Annotated in this window: 18 protein-coding genes; 4 read left to right on the plus strand and 14 right to left on the minus strand. The window is 64.9% G+C overall.

The window, feature by feature from the left end:
* Nucleotides 1–5: 5 nt before the first annotated feature.
* From ADBZ9O_RS17085 to ADBZ9O_RS17095, 3 genes are all read right to left on the minus strand, one after another.
* Nucleotides 6–1724, minus strand: coding sequence for a sensor histidine kinase (locus ADBZ9O_RS17085; RefSeq protein ID WP_526523846.1), 1719 nt, complete (start codon nt 1722–1724; stop codon nt 6–8).
* 54 nt (nt 1725–1778) lie between these two features.
* Nucleotides 1779–2426 (minus strand): hypoxia response regulator transcription factor DosR/DevR, encoded by a 648-nt coding sequence (dosR, locus tag ADBZ9O_RS17090; RefSeq protein WP_526523848.1) that lies wholly within the window; start codon nt 2424–2426, stop codon nt 1779–1781.
* Between the two features lie 85 nt (nt 2427–2511).
* Nucleotides 2512–3342, minus strand: coding sequence for a universal stress protein (locus ADBZ9O_RS17095; RefSeq protein WP_526523850.1), 831 nt, complete (start codon nt 3340–3342; stop codon nt 2512–2514).
* A 739-nt stretch (nt 3343–4081) separates the two neighbouring features.
* Between ADBZ9O_RS17095 and ADBZ9O_RS17100 the strand changes: the two genes are divergently transcribed.
* Nucleotides 4082–4381, plus strand: a complete 300-nt coding sequence (locus tag ADBZ9O_RS17100) for a hypothetical protein (RefSeq protein ID WP_526523852.1) — start codon at nt 4082–4084, stop codon at nt 4379–4381.
* An 8-nt stretch (nt 4382–4389) separates the two neighbouring features.
* On the opposite strand, the gene ADBZ9O_RS17105 is transcribed toward ADBZ9O_RS17100, so the two are convergent.
* The 8 genes from ADBZ9O_RS17105 to ADBZ9O_RS17140 all read right to left on the minus strand — a co-directional run bounded on the left by ADBZ9O_RS17105 (nt 4390) and on the right by ADBZ9O_RS17140 (nt 9934).
* On the minus strand, nt 4390–5052 hold the full coding sequence (locus ADBZ9O_RS17105; RefSeq protein ID WP_526523854.1) for a hypothetical protein: 663 nt from the start codon (nt 5050–5052) through the stop codon (nt 4390–4392).
* Between the two features lie 111 nt (nt 5053–5163).
* Nucleotides 5164–5877, minus strand: coding sequence for a VIT1/CCC1 transporter family protein (locus ADBZ9O_RS17110; protein WP_526523856.1), 714 nt, complete (start codon nt 5875–5877; stop codon nt 5164–5166).
* Nucleotides 5878–5969: 92 nt separating this feature from the next.
* Nucleotides 5970–6440: a DUF2231 domain-containing protein gene (locus tag ADBZ9O_RS17115; RefSeq protein WP_526523858.1), complete on the minus strand. Its 471-nt coding sequence runs from the start codon at nt 6438–6440 to the stop codon at nt 5970–5972.
* Between the two features lie 42 nt (nt 6441–6482).
* Nucleotides 6483–6725, minus strand: a complete 243-nt coding sequence (locus ADBZ9O_RS17120) for a ferredoxin (RefSeq protein WP_526523860.1) — start codon at nt 6723–6725, stop codon at nt 6483–6485.
* Nucleotides 6722–7939 (minus strand): NADH-ubiquinone oxidoreductase-F iron-sulfur binding region domain-containing protein, encoded by a 1218-nt coding sequence (locus tag ADBZ9O_RS17125; protein WP_526523862.1) that lies wholly within the window; start codon nt 7937–7939, stop codon nt 6722–6724. The genes ADBZ9O_RS17120 and ADBZ9O_RS17125 overlap by 4 nt, the downstream gene beginning before the upstream one ends.
* Nucleotides 7936–8496, minus strand: coding sequence for a ferric reductase-like transmembrane domain-containing protein (locus ADBZ9O_RS17130; protein ID WP_526523864.1), 561 nt, complete (start codon nt 8494–8496; stop codon nt 7936–7938). Before ADBZ9O_RS17130 ends, ADBZ9O_RS17125 begins: the two co-directional genes overlap by 4 nt.
* A complete protein-coding gene (locus tag ADBZ9O_RS17135) occupies nt 8493–9437 on the minus strand; it encodes an FAD:protein FMN transferase (protein ID WP_526523866.1) in 945 nt (314 codons plus the stop codon). Before ADBZ9O_RS17135 ends, ADBZ9O_RS17130 begins: the two co-directional genes overlap by 4 nt.
* Entirely contained in the window at nt 9434–9934 is a 501-nt protein-coding gene (locus ADBZ9O_RS17140; protein ID WP_526523868.1) for a hypothetical protein, read from the minus strand. Before ADBZ9O_RS17140 ends, ADBZ9O_RS17135 begins: the two co-directional genes overlap by 4 nt.
* Nucleotides 9935–9996: 62 nt before the next feature.
* Here ADBZ9O_RS17140 and ADBZ9O_RS17145 point away from each other — a divergent pair, with 62 nt between their 5' ends.
* Together ADBZ9O_RS17145 and ADBZ9O_RS17150 are read left to right on the plus strand one after the other, a co-directional pair.
* On the plus strand, nt 9997–10671 hold the full coding sequence (locus ADBZ9O_RS17145) for a response regulator transcription factor (protein WP_526523869.1): 675 nt from the start codon (nt 9997–9999) through the stop codon (nt 10669–10671).
* Nucleotides 10668–11879 (plus strand): sensor histidine kinase, encoded by a 1212-nt coding sequence (locus tag ADBZ9O_RS17150; RefSeq protein WP_526523871.1) that lies wholly within the window; start codon nt 10668–10670, stop codon nt 11877–11879. Before ADBZ9O_RS17145 ends, ADBZ9O_RS17150 begins: the two co-directional genes overlap by 4 nt.
* Before the next feature lie 17 nt (nt 11880–11896).
* Here the strand turns inward: ADBZ9O_RS17150 and ADBZ9O_RS17155 are convergent, their stop codons facing one another.
* Nucleotides 11897–12769, minus strand: a complete 873-nt coding sequence (locus ADBZ9O_RS17155) for a universal stress protein (protein WP_526523873.1) — start codon at nt 12767–12769, stop codon at nt 11897–11899.
* A 273-nt stretch (nt 12770–13042) separates the two neighbouring features.
* On the opposite strand from ADBZ9O_RS17155, the gene ADBZ9O_RS17160 reads away from it, so the two are divergent.
* Entirely contained in the window at nt 13043–13954 is a 912-nt protein-coding gene (locus ADBZ9O_RS17160) for a universal stress protein (RefSeq protein WP_526523875.1), read from the plus strand.
* A gap of 44 nt (nt 13955–13998) precedes the next feature.
* Here the strand turns inward: ADBZ9O_RS17160 and ADBZ9O_RS17165 are convergent, their stop codons facing one another.
* Nucleotides 13999–15237, minus strand: a complete 1239-nt coding sequence (locus ADBZ9O_RS17165) for an NRAMP family divalent metal transporter (RefSeq protein ID WP_526523877.1) — start codon at nt 15235–15237, stop codon at nt 13999–14001.
* Complete coding sequence (locus tag ADBZ9O_RS17170) at nt 15234–16130, minus strand: magnesium transporter (RefSeq protein WP_526523879.1); 897 nt, start codon at nt 16128–16130, stop codon at nt 15234–15236. The genes ADBZ9O_RS17165 and ADBZ9O_RS17170 overlap by 4 nt, the downstream gene beginning before the upstream one ends.
* Nucleotides 16131–16140 lie beyond the last annotated feature (10 nt).

Here is a 16140-nt window from a genome sequence, read left to right on the forward strand (position 1 = left end):
GAGGTTCACGGCAGAGGCGCTGACCAGAGCAGCACCGTTCCGCCCTGTTGGCCTTTTCGGACGTCGAATGTCCCGCCGCTTTCCTCCGCGCGACGGCGGAGGTTGCGCAAGCCACTGGGGGTGATGTTTTCGGCGATCCCGGTTCCGTTATCGGTCACCTCGACGCTCACATCATCGTCAACCCTGACCTGTACCAGGATCTCGGTTGCGCCACCGTGGCGGACGGCATTGCTGACTGCTTCGCGAACGACAGCTTCGGCATGGTCGGCCAGACTGGGCTCGATCACCGATAGCGGCCCGCTGAACTGTGAGTTGATCCTCACACCCACCCCGGCGAACTGAGCGATTGCCTCGTCGAGTCGTTGCCTCAGCCGGGTCGGTCCCGCGGCGTTGCCGTGCAGGTCGAAGATCGCGGTTCTGATCTCCTGGATGACACCTTGGAGATCGTCGACGGTTGCGGACAACCGATGTTGGATTTCGGGGGAGCGAATCCGGGCGATCGTGCCCTGCATCCCCAGCCCGATCGCAAAAAGCCGTTGGATGACGTGGTCATGAAGGTCTCTGGCGATGCGGTCGCGGTCGGACAGAATATCCATTTCGCGCATCTGGCGCTGCGTGGTGGCCAGCTGCCAGGCCAGCGCCGTCTGATCGGCGAAAGTGGCCATCAGATCAAGTTGTTCGTCGGTGAACGGCGGTGCACCAAGCCGCTTGGCGGTGATCACCACTCCGGCGACGGTCTCGGTTGTGCGTAGCGGAATGATCGACACTGGGCCGGTGTGGCCGAGTACCTGGTCGAGAATCTTCACGTGCGGGCCTCGATACGGCGTCCGATTCCAGAAGGCGTCGCCAATAGCATTGCCGTCGAGTGGAATTGGTTCAACATCTTCGACAGGTGTGGCAGGGCCGGCCATTTCGACGACGACCAGTTCGCGCACCGCATCAGGCGGGGCGTCGGGGTCGGCTGGAACAGCAACCAGTGTGACTTCGGCTCCGATCAGTTTGTGGGCTTCGTCGGCGATGAGGGGAAACACCTCTGCTGGATCGATACCCGAGAGCAAGGCGGTGCCGATATCGCGAGTGGCCTGCATCCACGCTTGTCGGACGCGGGCCTGCTCGTACAATCGCGCATTGTCGATGGCGATGCCGGCCGCCGCGGCCAACGCCTGTACCAGTACCTCGTCATCGTCGTTGAAGGGTTGTCCGTCGGCCTTCTCGGTGAGGTAGAGGTTGCCGAACACCTCGTCGCGGATCCGCACCGGAACACCGAGGAACGTCCGCATCGGTGGGTGATTCGGGGGAAACCCCACAGATGCCGGATGATCATGAATGTTGTGCAACCTGATCGGGGTGGGCTCGTCGATGAGCACGCCGAGCACGCCCCGTCCCTCGGGCAGGTGGCCGATCTGCTCCCGGGTGGCGTCGTCGATGCCTTCGTAGATGAACTCGGTCAGTTCGTGATCGTGACCGCGAACCCCGAGCGCGCCGTAGCGGGCGTCCATCAGTTCGATGGCGGTGTGCACGATCGTCCGCAACGTGGTGTCCAGATCGAGTCCGGCGGTCACCGCAAGCATCGCGTCGACGAGTCCGTCGACGCGGTCGCGTTCCTCGATGATCTGCTCGACGCGGACTTGCACCTCGCTGAGCAGTTCACGCAATCGCAGCTCGGAGAGATCCCGCAACGGCCGGGCCCCACCTTCGGTGGGGCTACCCGACTCAGCGGTCATCGGGTGATTGTTGCATCGGCGGCGCAGTCCAGGCTTGGGTTATGGCCGTCGGGATCAGGATTCGCTGTGGCGTGGCCGGTCGAGCTTCGTCGCGAACACGGCGGCCTGCGTGCGCCGTTGCATCCCGAGTTTGGCCAAGAGCCGTGACACATAGTTCTTGACGGTCTTTTCGGCCAGGAACATCCGGTCGGCGATCTGTTTGTTGGTCAATCCCTCGCCGAGCAGATCCAGCAGGACGCGTTCCTGGTCGGTCAGGCCGGAGAGTGGATCGGAGCGTTCCGCGGCGCCGCGCAATTTGGCCATCAACGCTGCAGCGGCGCGGTTGTCGAGCAGAGAGCGACCTGCGCCGACCTCTTTGATGGCCTTGGCGAGTTCCATTCCCTTGATGTCCTTGATGACGTACCCGCTGGCACCGGCCAGGATGGCGTCGAGCATCGCCTCGTCGGAGGTGAACGACGTCAACATCAGGCACCGCAGGTCGGGGAGTCGGGAGAGCAGGTCTCGGCACAGCTCGATCCCGTTGCCGTCGGGAAGGCGCACATCCAGCACGGCCACATCGGGTCGTAACGCCGGGATCTGTGCCAGCGCCTGCGCCACCGATCCGGCTTCGCCGATCACATCGAGTTCGGGATCGACGCTGAGCAGATCGATGAGGCCGCGTCGGACGACCTCGTGGTCGTCGACGAGATACACGGTCACCATGGTCTGCACCTTAGGTTGGCTGCGGCGAACACGCCGGATTTCCTTCTGCGGAAACGATAGGCGATGTGTCCTGGACGGCGGACCATCACAGTGGATTGAGTGGATTGGCTACGAGCACCGAACAATCGGTGTCCCGTAATGCGACATTGCAGGGGGGTCCGACCATTTCGGCGACGCCATGTGCTCGCCGGCGGCCCACGACGACGAGCTGGATCGCTCGCGCGTGACGGGAGAGGTAGTCGAGCAGGCTGCCGTGGACGGCGGTCGGCGTCACGTTGAGCTCGGGGTGCCGGCGCGTGAGATGCTCCAGACGACGGGTGAGATCGGCCTCGACCAGGCGGTTGCGCTCAGCAACGACCTGCGTGTCGTGCGTATCGCTGAGTTCGGACTGCCATGCCGACAGGACGACCAGCGGTGCGTTGCGAAGCAGTGCCTCCTTTACTCCAAGGTTGAGCACGGCATCACTATCGGGCGACGAATCCACCTCTACGACGATGTAGCCGGGTTTCGCGGCCGCGTCGTAGCCGCGCACGATGGCAATGGGGCAATGCGCTCGGGTCGCCAGCGCGGCGGCGGTTGAACCCATACGCCGCGCCGCCGCATTCTTGATACCGATAGGTCCGACGCAGATCATTTCGGCTCCGCGACCGGCTTCCAGCAGCATGTCCGTCGGTCGCCCTTGAAGAATTTCCGCTTCGATCTTGACCTGGGTATTGGTCGATTCGACTGCGGTGAAAGCCATCCGGACTGCAGTCTCAGCTGCGGCTAGATCGCGTGCTGATTTTTCTGCAGACGTCGCCGCGTTCTGTGGTTCGATCGCATAGACCAGGCGCAGTGGGATGTCACGGGAGACTGCTTCACCAACCGCCCACAACGCGGCGGTCAAGCCATTGCGCGAACCGTCGATGCCGACCACCACCGAACGTGACGACGGATGTGTGTCTGGCATGGCGCACCCCAGGTCTCGGTTGATTTCAACCCCGACGCTAGTCAGGGTGTGTACGCCGGATCAGGGTCGAAGGTCCCTGGTCTGCCGTCATTGGTCCCCGGTGCCGCTGAGCGAAGGTGGAGTCTTCGGCCGTCCGGGAACGGCGGTTAACGGCCGCAAAGGGGAGGGGTAGGACACGGGATTGCCCGAATATGTTGGTGCGGTGTTGATTTGGTCGGATTGCTCTGAAGCCACGCTGTGCAGGTGCCTCGGTCGGGCGGCCGACGCGGGCTGTTGTCCGCCGGCGTTGGGAGAATGGATTCGGCGTCGCGAGTTCTGCAGCCGGCGCTGAGCGTTCTCGCGTTCGACGGATCCCACCATGGCAGAGACGAAACCGCCGATGACGACCAGGGCGCCGACGATGGCGATCTCGCCACCGCGGTGGTACCCGGGTGGCCAGAGGCAGTGAGTCATGATTCCGAGCCAGCAGACGGTGAAGATAGCCACCGTGTGACGTAGCTTCATCGAACCCCTCAATAGCCGGCCGTAATCCCTGGCCCGACCATAGTGAGAATCGGGATGCGTTCGCAGCCGGTCGAGAAGAACCGGCCCCTGCCGACCACGTCGAGGTCGAACAGTGAACTGGACATGGCGCCGGCATAACAGTTCAGCGCACCCTCCGGCGATTCGTCGCACCAGGGTGGTCGCCGCACGTTAGAAATCAACGATGAGCACCCACCACGTGAATCTGACCCCGCAGGAACACGAACTGATCGCTGAGAGTCATCCCGACGTTTTGGCGCGCATGGACGAGAAATCGCTGAAGGATCTGCAGAGCCGGCTTCGGCAGGCCCGCGACAAGAACTTCAGCCTGCTGCGGCGACAGGGCGCCGCCAGAGTGGAAGCCGAAGGTGGCCGCGGTGCCGCGCAACCCGCCAGCGAAAAGCGCGGCGAGAAGGTAGAAACCCTCGACGAGGCGCTGATTCGGGTAGATGCGCGCCTCGCGGCCGTCCGCGACGCCGAGTAGCTACCGACTCACCCCAGTTCGGGCAGGCCCGCCTCGATTGCCTTGACCTGGGCTTGGCCGACGGCTTCAGCGAAGTCCTGCGGGACGGGGTTGAGATCCCCTGGCGCGCTACCGAACACGATGATCGCGACGGTGTTCTCGACGGTGAACAGCAGCGCCGCCATCGCGCTCTTGCCGTCCGGTGATGTCCCGATGGTCAGCGACGCGTCCGGGGTGACCGACGGCACCGGCACCGGTGTCCCGGTCACCTGGGAGGGAACGCTGCTGGCCGACCCGGTGAGCGCCGTAGCGGCCATCGCGACGTCATCGGTAACCAGGATCGTTGCGTTGATCGCATTGGTTCCCGAGGTGTAGGTCTGGGAGATGTCCGGCGGCGGGGGTGTTTCGGTGACCTTCGGCGGATCGGCAACCCACGGTCCCGACTGGATCTGCGGAAGATCCGCTGCCTTCACCAGCAGCGCCTCGTAATTCGGTGCTGCCTCTGCCTCAGAGGTGGGCGCGGCGCTGCTAGCGCTGCTGGTCGCCGACGCCGAAGAGGTCGCCGACGCCGATGATGACGACGAAGCCGCCGACGACGAATCGTCCTTACTGCAACCGGTGACAACCAGCCCGAGCGCCATAGCGGCCGCACTGAGTCGGATGATCGCTCGCGTACCTACCGGGTCCATCACTGTGTGCTCCCCTCTGGCTGCACACGGCTGTACAGGCCAGGGTGCAGAATAAGTCAGCACACCCCCGATTTCGGGCTGTTCACAGATTCGTCGTCAAAAACACTGTGGCAATCAGGTGATCGCGGCGCCGACGAGGTGCCCGATCGCGTAGGTGACGACAAGCGCCAGGCCGCCACCCACGACATTGCGGATCACGGCACGATCCTTGCGAGCCCCACCCAACGCCGCCGACACCGCCCCGGTGATGACCAGGGCGAGGAGCACAACTACCACGGTGACAGGGACTCTCAGCGCCGCCGGAGGCAGGAGAATCGCAATCAACGGCAGTGCGGCACCGACCGTGAACGCCAGCGCCGAGGAAAGCGCCGCCTGCCATGGGTTGGTGAGCTCCTCGGGGTCAATTCCGAGTTCGATGTCGACATGGGCAGCGAAAGCGTCGTGGTCGGTGAGTTCCTCCGCCACCGTCCGTGCCGTCGCCACCGACAGGCCCTTGGCTTCATACAGGGCGGCGAGCTCCTCGAGCTCGGCGGCCGGGTCGTCGCGCAACTCGGCGCGCTCCTTTGTCAGCAGGGCCCGCTCGGTGTCGCGTTGGGTGCTGACCGACACATATTCTCCCAAGGCCATCGACACAGCTCCAGCGACCAAACCGGCGATGCCTGCGGTGAGGATCGGCTCGCGTGCTGCGGTCGCCGCCGCCACGCCGACGACGATGCCTGCGGTGGAAACGATTCCGTCGTTGGCGCCCAGTACTCCTGCACGCAACCAATTAAGCTTCGATGAAACCGAACCCACGTGAGGTTCGGCTGGATGGGTCGGATTGGACACGCAGGCAACGATATAGATGAAGGAGCGAAGCGGCTAGCCAACATAGCCTTGCCAAAGCACCGGCGAGAAGCCTTGTGTGTCGGCATGATGTCTCAGGGACTCTCCGCCGATACGTCTCCCCACGTTGCCTTGGCCCCGGAATCACCGATGCGGTATACCTGGGCAGCAGTGGCCAGGCTGACGATGATGATCACGGCGGCAATCGCCCACTGCGCAAAGGGTTTCAGCGACTGTTCGCGTCGCTCCCGAAGATGAACGAAGGCAAGCAACACCGCCGCCGCGACCAACGCGACGGAGAAGTAGAGCATGGTGTCCCCGAGCTCGGTGTGGACCTGCAGGGCAGCGGATCCGCCCTCCCGCGTCTCCAACCACTCGCCTGCTTCGGTGGTCAGCGGTGTGAGGATCGCCGTGATGACGGCCAACGCAAGTACCAGCCAGGTCAGGCGCCGGCGTGCGGCGGGCCACAGGGCGCAGAGCACAGCGAGAATTGCGGTCAGGGGAGCGAGCACCACGATGAAATGCACGAACAGGACGTGAGCCGGTAGCCCGTTGATCATCGACATAAATTGTTCCTCAATACCTTTCGTTGATTCCAATACGGCTGATTAGCTGGGGTCTTTATCGGCGATGAGCGACAGGGCCAGGCGCGGGCACCGGGTGACCGCGCGACGGGCGTCGGGCAGGCACTGTCGTGGCACCGTCGGTTCGCGGGCGCCGTCGAAGGCCATCGGGTATCCCCAGTCGTCGCGGGTGAGAATGCGCGGAAGTAGCTCCGTGCACAGTCCGCGACCATCGCAACGCGTCCAGTCGATATGCAACCGCGTGACGGCTGCGGTGGATGGCTTCACCCTGAAGTCCGTAGCGCGCGGCCAGTGGGGATCAGGGCTTCGCAGTACCCGAGTCGATGGTGGGCGATATCACTGGCGAAGACCGAGAGTGCGGTGCGGACAAACCGTGCCGTGCCATCGGGATGGCGACAGGAGCCCCGACCGTCCACCATGCCGAGCATCCGGTGGACATCGTCGATGAGTATGTCATCGACGTGGCCGAAGGCGAGTTCATCAAGCAATTGGGACAGGCGTGGAAGACCATTCAGGCACGGCCCGCACTGCCTAGCGCTCTGCTCGGCCAGGTAAGCGGCGATCTCCGCGGTGCGCCCGAGCCCGCACTCGTCGCGTCCGAGGCAGTGCAGGACCCCAGCACCCGGCGTGGCCGCAAACATCGCCAGCCCGTCGCGTGAAAGATGTGCCTGGCCCAGCGCCTCTGCCGAGATCCAGCTGCCGTGGTAGCCGCCGAGCAGGACCGCACGCAAGCCGTGGGCGTTGCCGGGCCTACCGCCGGAGATGATGTCGCGCAACCGAACACCGGTGGGTGTCTCAATGACCGAACGACGCCGATGCGCTCCCGACAACGTGACGAGCATGGTGCCTGGTTGGGTCGGATCACCCACGGACCGGAACCAGGTCGGTCCATAGCGGGCGATGAGCGCGAGATGGGCAAGTGTCTCAACGTTATTGACCAACGTGGGTCGGCCGCGTACCCCGGACGTCGTAGTGAGTTCGGTCCTGTCGCGGGGGAGCGCAGGGCCACCCTCGATCCGCCTGACGACCGACGACTCTTCTCCTGCGACAAAGGTGTCGGGTGCTTCGAGCACAGTGACTCGGTGGTGATCCATCGTTGCCGCCGCCCTCTCCAGCAGGGCCGTCTGGACTGCCGGGATCGCGCTGCTGGGGAGGTAGATGAACACGCTGTCGGCCGCAACGGCGGTCGAGACGATGCTGAGTCCGTCCAGGACGAGATGCGGTGCGCGGGTGACCAAGGTGGCATCTTTGGAGCTCAGCGGTTCGCCCTCCGCACCGTTGCCGATCACGACCGGTTTTCGGCCAGTGATCGAGGCGAGCTTGCGACCGGTCGGGAAGCCCGCACCGCCACGGCCTGTCAGTCCGGACTCGTTGAGCGAAGTGATGAGAGTGTCTCGGTCCGGTGCGGGGAGTTCGCCGAATCGTTGCCGGTGTTCTGCCAGGCCTGGCCCCTGGGTCTGGAGTAATCGAGGTGTCGTCATGGGCGGGCCGGGGTGCGCTCGCGGGCGTACTCGGTGTAGTTCGCACCCAGGCGCCAGATCAGGGCGCCTGCCACGGTCAGTGCGCAGACACCGGCGAATGACAGGAACCAGACCTGTCCATTGTCAGTTCCGTTGCCCAGGGCGTGCCCAAAAGCCAACGGCCACAACGCATAGGCCAGCCAGTGCACAGCGCGGAAGGCCCGCAGTCCAATTCGCCTGCGCAGCAGGCTCGTGATGACGACAACAGCCATCAGGTCGCAGGCGAGTGTGCCCAGTCCGAGCCACAGTGGGCGGTATGCCCCGAGGAACGGCACCACGAAGTCGATGAGCCGCAGTTGTGCGTAGGGATCGGCGAACAGCAGCATCAGGTGCAGCGCGATCAGAAGGGTTCCGGCCAGTGCTGCGAATCGATGGACATCGGAGACGGCGAACCGGGGCAGGATCAGTAACGGGCGACCGGACCGGGTGGCGATACCCAAGGCCAGGGAAATGGTGAGGAAGCCTAGAGCCGTGATGCCTGTGCCGCGGCCGAGCGCCCAGAGCGCTTCGCTGGTCATCGCGGACTACCGATTTTCTCGGGCGGCCATCCGCCCAGTGTGTGAACCATGCCGGCGTCATCCACCAGTCGTGCGGGCATGCCTTGTGCGCGAATCCAATTCACGGCTCGCCAGCCGCGGATGATAGCGGCGGTGCTCACCGTATTGGCGACCAAACAGCTGTCCGCGGCAACGCTGACCGTTCGCCAGACCGGATCTGCCGACCAACCGGTTCGCGGGTCCAGAATGTGGTGCAGCTGGTGCTGACCGCGTTTCCAGCGGCGATGAAGGGTGCTCGATGTCGCCAGCGCCGTCCCGGGTGCCAGCGCGATCATCGCCGCCGGTTGGTCCTCGTTGTCTTGGACGAGCACCTGCCAACCGCCCTCGGGTTCCGTTCCGGCGGTGGCGATATCGCCACCGAGGTTCACGAGCACACCGCAGCTGGTGCTGCGGTGTACCCGTGCGGCGCAGCGATCCGCGGCGATGGCCTTGGCTGTCGCGCCGAGGTCCAGCACCACCCCGCGGGGGACTGTGACCGACCGGCCGCGGACGCCGACCATGGTCCAGTTCGCCCCCACAGTAATCGAGTTCACTTGTGGTACAGCCGGATTGATCGCGCTAGTGCGGTCGTCGAGTGCCATCAGGGCGGCGCCGATTGTCGGGTCGACGTCGCCGTCGGTCTGCCGCGCTGCTGAGAGCGCCGCGGTGAGCAGCTCGGCGAGCAATGCACTGACTTCGACTGGCTGACCGCAGGACCCGGCAACCCTATTGATCTCGGAGTCGGGACGAAAACGGGAGGCAGCTGCCTCGACGGCGTCCAGCTCGGCCTCGACTTGCCTGCGCGCCTCGGCAAGGCAACGGCGGTCGGTGACGATGATCTGCATGTCCGTGGTCCAGCGCTGCCAACGGGTTTCTGCGGTCTCGACGATGCGTTGCCGGGGATGGTGTTGCGTGATAGTCATGAGCCCCGCGAGACGGTCACATGCGGTGAGTAATTCGGAGATTGCACTGTCGACGGAGTGCTCACGCGGCGTTTGGTCGTCGGGGCAGTGGTGACTTTGGTGGGGGCCTGAGTGGGGGCCTGGGTGGCATGGGTGACCGGGGCAGGAGCCGGCTCGTAGGTCTGCTCGGGGGTGTATTCGGGGATCGGCGCTTCAGTGCTCACCGGTGTTGGCACTGCTACCGGCGCAGGCGGTGGGTCAGTGGTGGCGGGCGTGGAAACCGGAGGTGGGGCGTCGGTGGGTGTCGCGCTATCGGAGACCGGAGGCGGTTCCACGATGGGCAGACCGATGTCCTCGGGTGCGGGAGCGCTCGCTTCCTCAGGGGGAACCGCGGCGGGGGGCTTGACGGTGTCGGCGTAGGCCAGCGCCGAGGCGCCCACAACGCCGGCGACACCGATACCGGCCAATGCCCACGATGCGACGGCGGCGCGTCGCAGGCCCGAACGAGGTGAATCCATACGCCGAATGTTGGCACCGCTTTCTTTGAGACTTCCCAGAACTGACATGGCACGCTCTCTGCATGACCGTTCGACGATCAGCGCCGATGCTGCTGGTCGTCGAGGACGACTCGAAGTTATGCGCACTGCTCACCGAGTTGTTCACCGAAGAGGGTTACCTCGTCGAGGTCGCCCGAGACGGCCAGCAGGGTCTGCACCGCGGTCTCACCGGCAGCTATGACGCGATGATCGTGGACCGTGGCCTGCCGGTCATGGACGGATCAGACCTGGTCGCCGTTCTGCGCTCACGCGGAATCAGCACTCCGGTGCTGTTACTTACGGCGCGGGGTGCGGTCGCCGATCGGGTCGAAGGCCTCGACAGTGGTGCCCAGGACTATCTGGTCAAGCCTTTCGAGATACCAGAGTTGCTTGCGCGGGTGCGCGCTCTGCTGAGACGTCCCGACGGCGGCGCGACGCTGCGGGCCAGGGGCGTGTCCCTGAATCGGTTGACCCGCACAGTCAGCGGTGTCACCACCGGCGACGACGTCGAACTCTCCGAACGAGAGGCAGCACTGCTGGTGACGTTGATGAGCGCACCGGACCGCATCTTCACCCGTCGCCAGTTACTGGAGTCTGCATTCGACAATGTGGACACCGAGGGCGTCGTCGACACCTATGTGCACTATCTGCGTCGCAAACTCGGCAGGGGGGTGGTCCGGACTGTGCACGGAACCGGGTATCGGTTCGGAGGCACATGACGACACCGGCTAGCGACCTCGGGATCATTCATCGCGCCGGCCGTCGCGCTGCGCTTCAGGCATCGCTCGCACTGGCGCTGGTCCTTCTCGTGGTGGGCGCCGCCGTGTTCTTTGTCGACGGCCAGATCCAGAGCAGGCAGATCGAGTCGCAATTGACCATGGTGGCCTCCACTGCTGACGATGTCGTTGATCCGCCGCCAGGAACGGAGTTGGTGCTGCGAGACCGCGACGGAAAGGTGCACACCAGCGACGATGGCCTGCCGGTTGCGGAACTGCTGTTGCGTCCAACCGGGTCCTTCACCACAGAGATCGGCAGTACGCACTACCGCGGGTTGGTCGCCGACAGGCCCGATGGCAGGGTGGTCGTGCTTCTTGACCTCAGTGACTACGACCTCGGTCGCAGCCGTCTGCTGCTCTCGCTGGTCATCGCCGAGTTGGCAGGTATTGCCGCATCGGTGGCCGTGGTGATACTGCTGACGAGGCGATCAATCCGCCCGCTGACCGAAGCCTTGGCGCTGCAGCGGAGATTTGTCGCCGACGCTTCCCACGAGCTTCGGGCTCCTCTGACGGTGCTGCACACTCGGGTCCAGATGCTCGGTCGGCGTTTCGGCGACGGAGACGCGCATGCCGCCAAAGATCAGATCGACGCGCTGGCAGCCGATACCCGGGCGCTCGGCGCGGTGATCGAGGACCTCCTGGCCTCCGCGTCCATGACAGTGAAGGGTGCCCCACGTGAGCGGGTAGACCTGGCCGAGGTGGCTGCCGATGTCCAAGCGAGTATGTCGCAGCACGCCGAGTCCGCAGGGGTGCGGCTAGAGGTGGAACGGATCGGCGATCCGACGGGGGACAGCTGCGTCGTACTTGGGTCGACATCCGCATTGCGTCGCGCCATCGCATCGTTGGTCGATAACGCGCTCGCCCACCAGCACCCCGGCGGCACGGTCACCATCGCAGTGGAGCATCAGCGCGGCCGCGTCATCACCGCCGTGAAAGACGACGGTATCGGCCTCGATCCCGATGCGATGGGAACACTGTTCGACAGATTTTCCCACGGCCACACCCACACCGTGGCAAGCGGGCACCGCCGGTATGGGATCGGCCTTGCGCTGGTTCGCGAGATCGCACATGCACATCACGGCGATATCAGCGCCGCGCAAACACCAGGTGGCGGCGCAACTTTCACGTTGACATTGCCTGCCGCGAGCTGAAGCGATGAGGCCGGCCGTCACGCCGACCGGGCGACGATCACCGGAACCTCGGCCGACTGCGCCACGGCCGAGCTCACCGACCCCAGTAACAGCCCCGCGAACCCGCCGCGGCCGTGACTGCCGAGCACGACAAGTTGCGCGGTCTTCGACAGTTCCAACAGCTGATGCGAGGGCCAGTCGCGGCTGACCACCCGACTCACCTGGACGTCGGGATACTGCTCCTGCCATCCCGCCAGCCGCTCCGCGAGGGACTCCTGCGCCTGTTCGACGACCATCGTCCAGTTTGCGTACGCAAAGCCTTCGTCGGCAACAGCATCGGTATAGGTGTGCAGTGCGGTCAACCCGACACCGCGCCGCGATGCTTCGTCGAAAGCTATTGCCACTGCAGCCTCCGAGGCATTCGATCCGTCGATCCCGACCACGACGGGCCCGCCGTGGTGGCGCTCCTCGTGCACCACGGCGACCGGACAGTGCGCATGATGTAGCAAACCGGAACTGACCGAACCAAGCAGCGTTCGCGAGATTGCGCCCAATCCGCGGCACCCAATCACGATCATGTCGGCGTCCTTGGACAGATCTACCAGCGCAGACACCGCGTTGCCCTCGACGGTGTGGGTCGAGACGGCGATCTTGTCACCCGTGGCGTCCCGTGCGATGCGCATGCCTTCGGCTGTGATCTCGTCACCCCTGACGTTTCGTGCCTCTAAGAACTCGCCAGGGACGGGGATGTCCAGCCATAACCCCGCGTCATAGGGCGGCAGGACGTAAACCACCGTCAGCGGGATGCCGCGCAGAAGCGCATCGTTGGCTGCCCACTCGATCGCAACCGTAGAGTACGGCGACCCATCGGTCCCGACGATGATCCCGTGATGTGTTGATGGGCTGGTCATTTCGGCCTCCTGCGGCAGTGCGCTCCACGATGTCATGGCTCGCCTGGACTCACGCTAGCCCGCACGGCTGTGGCGGTCTGGAGGCCTCTGTCATGGATACCTGGGTCCAAAGACCCTCAGGTGAAACGGTTCACTGCGTCACCTTGCGCTTGCGGGTATCGGTGCCCTACGGCCGCAGGGAAGTGACGAACGACCCCAGACGCACCGTGAGGCACGTCGTAGCGTCGGATGCCGAGGCGGGTAATCGACCTGGACGTATCAGCAGGAGTGGGAATGGCCACCACCGCAACACATCGCGGAATCGTTGTCGGCGTCGATGGATCCCCGGCATCACTAGTCGCGGTCGCCTGGGCGGCCAGGGCGGCCGCGCTACATCAGGTGCCCTTGACGTTGATTCATGTCCTGGCCTCACCGGTGTTGATGGCATGGCCGGAGATGCCGTTACCGCCCGAATTTCTGCAGTGGCCGGAAGCCGATGGCCGCAACCTCATTCGTGAGGCGATGCTGATCGCTGAGGCTGCAACGCGGACGGCGCCGATTGAGATCGCCAGCGAAATGGTGAGTGGGCAGCCGGTCGCGTCGCTGGTCGACGCGTCGAAGGATGCCCAGTTGGTTGCGGTGGGTGCGCACGGACGTGGCCGCCTGCGACGGATGTTGGGCTCGATCAGCTCGGGACTGGTCCAGCACGCGCTGTGTCCGGTCGCTGTCGTCCATGACGACAATCTCACCAGTTCAGATCTCGCCGGCGCCCTCGCCAGGCCCGACCTCGCGGGTTGCCCGGTGGTGGTGGGCATCGACGGTTCTCGCGCCTCGGAATCGGCGACGGCCATCGCGTTCGAGGAGGCTGCTCGTCGCGGGGTGAGCCTGGTGGCGGTTCACGCGTGCGCAGACTGGGGTGGCGGTGACTACCCCGGTCTCGAGTGGTCCGCCCTGGAGCAGCAGGGGCAAGAGGTACTGCAGGAGCGGCTCGCGGGCTGGAATGAGCGATACCCCGATGTCCGGGTGGACCGCGTAGTGGTGCCCAGTCATGCTGCGGAACACCTCGTGGAATGGTCGAAGAATGCGCAACTCGTGGTGGTCGGCAGCCACGGTCGCGGCGGGTTCGCCGGCATGCTGCTCGGCTCGGTCAGTTCTGCGGTGGTGCAGTCCGCGCGCGTCCCGGTGATCGTGGCCCGCACTTGGTGATGGTGCGTCGGGTCGAACCGGCGTTATGAGCAGTCGCGGATCCGTCACCCGCTCAGCGAGGTGACCGCCAATGCGACGACGCATAACACCACCACGGCAGTGGTGATGCTGTAAGCGGCGGTGCTGCACCAGCCAATCGTGTAGCGGCCCATCAGGTCACGGTCGCGGGCAATCCCGATCATCGCGCACAGAAGCGGCACCAGGAGCACGGCGTTGAGTACCTGAGTAGCCACCAGAATGGTGACCAACGGTACCGTCGGGGTCAGCACCGCGGTCGCGCTGGCGACGGTGACCAACCCGAAAGTCACATAAAACGTCTTCGCCTCGGCGAACGAATCATTGACTGCTGCTTCAATTCCGGCGTACTCGCAGACCGAGTACGCCGTCGACAACGGGAGGATGGACGCTGCCAGCAGTGCCGCGCCGATCAACCCGACGGCAAACAGCGTCGAGGCCGCGCCGCCGGCAAGCGGTTCCAGGGCGACCGCAGCATCTGACGCATCCTGGATCGAGCGACCGCTGCGGTGCAGAGTTGCTGCGCAAGCCACGACGACAAAGAAGCCGATGATGCCGGTAAGCGCTGCGCCTGTGACCACATCGACTCGTTCCAGGCCCAAATCCTCAGTGCGCAGTTTCTTGTCGACCGCGTAGGACTGAATGAACGACAGGCCCCACGGGGCCAACGTGGTGCCGACAGTCGCAGTCACGATGGTGATCGCCGCACTGTTGCTGGGCAGAGTCGGCACCAACAAGCCGTGAAACGCCGCCCCCCAATCCGGATGGGCCAGCACCCCGGAGACGACGTAGGCCAGAAACACCGTCGACAGAGCCAAGAGGAAGTGCTCGACACGATGGAAGCTGCTCCGCAGGACCAGCGCCGTGACGACCAGTGCCGCCAGTGGCACGCTGATGTAGCGGCTGATGCCGAAAAGCTCAGAGCCGGCAGCAATTCCGGCGAACTCGGCGCAGGTGGTGCCGACGTTGGCGATAACGAGCGCGGTCAGCGTGGCACCCCCGATACGCACCCCGTAGCGCTGTCGCACCAGACCGATAAGCCCTTGCCCTGTGACGACTCCCATTCGCGCGGCAAGGCCATGGAACAGGATCAGTGCGACGGTGGACAGCAGCAACACCCATAACAACTGATATCCGTGATCTGCACCCAGGACTGAGTACGTCGTGATGCCGGCCGGGTCATCATCGGACAATCCGGCGAGCAACCCAGGCCCGACCACTGCGAGCAGCGCCCCGATGGTGAGTCGCCTCGACCGGGTACCGCTCATGACCGATATCCAGACCTCGTGCGGTGGTGTCGGGGCCACACCCGTGAGCGCAGGAAGTGACGTCCCAGATACGCCGGTGTACGCGCCAGCCGCGCGTGCCACCGGGTGGCGTGGCCAGCGGGCATCGCGGCGAGGATCTCACTGGTATCCGCCCCGGACGATGCGCGCAAAACCCGCTCCCCGACGGCGGGGTCCGCGATGTCGATCGCGCCGGCCGCCAGGTCGGGCGCTGCCACGGCGAGAACCTCGGCAGCTGTGTCGACGTCGAGCCGGTCGACCAATGCGGCGAGTTGCACCGCATCGAGATGATGCACAGCGGATCGAGGTGTGGCCAGCTGTATCGTGTGTCCCCGCTCGGAGGTCAGGTGCAGGTCGGTCCATGCGACCACATCTCTGCGGACGCGGGCCGCAAGGTAGGGCAGCTTCAGTCTGCGCAGTATCGCGTCGAAGCCAACCTCGACACCGATTACCTCGAGCGTGCCATTCGACGCTTTCGACAACGCGATATCTGCGACTCTGGCCAGCCGCAGGCCCGCGACATCGACGATCTGGGTGTCCAGAACGTCCCGCGCCAGCAGGATTTCGTTGCGCCCGAGCTCCTCGGCGGCCGGGCCCAGCGCGGAGCTGGTCTCGACGTCACCCGCCAGCACGATGCCCGACTGCGCGAATTCTGCGACTACCGCCCATGGCAGGAGCAGATCAGGTGCGCGTCGGCGCTTGACCAGGAGTCGCTCAACGAGCGGCGGCCCCACTTGTCTGTCGAGGTCAACGGAAAGATCTGCAAGGTAACCGATGACCATGCCACCTGCGTCGAACACGCCCCGTCCGGTCTCCTGGCACAGTGACAGCAGCCCTGGGTATTGCTCGCTGGTGTGGCCGCGACGCTCACTCACCGCGCGGACG

The sequence above is a fragment of the Mycobacterium sp. genome (assembly GCF_965229105.1).
Lineage (GTDB): Bacteria > Actinomycetota > Actinomycetes > Mycobacteriales > Mycobacteriaceae > Mycobacterium.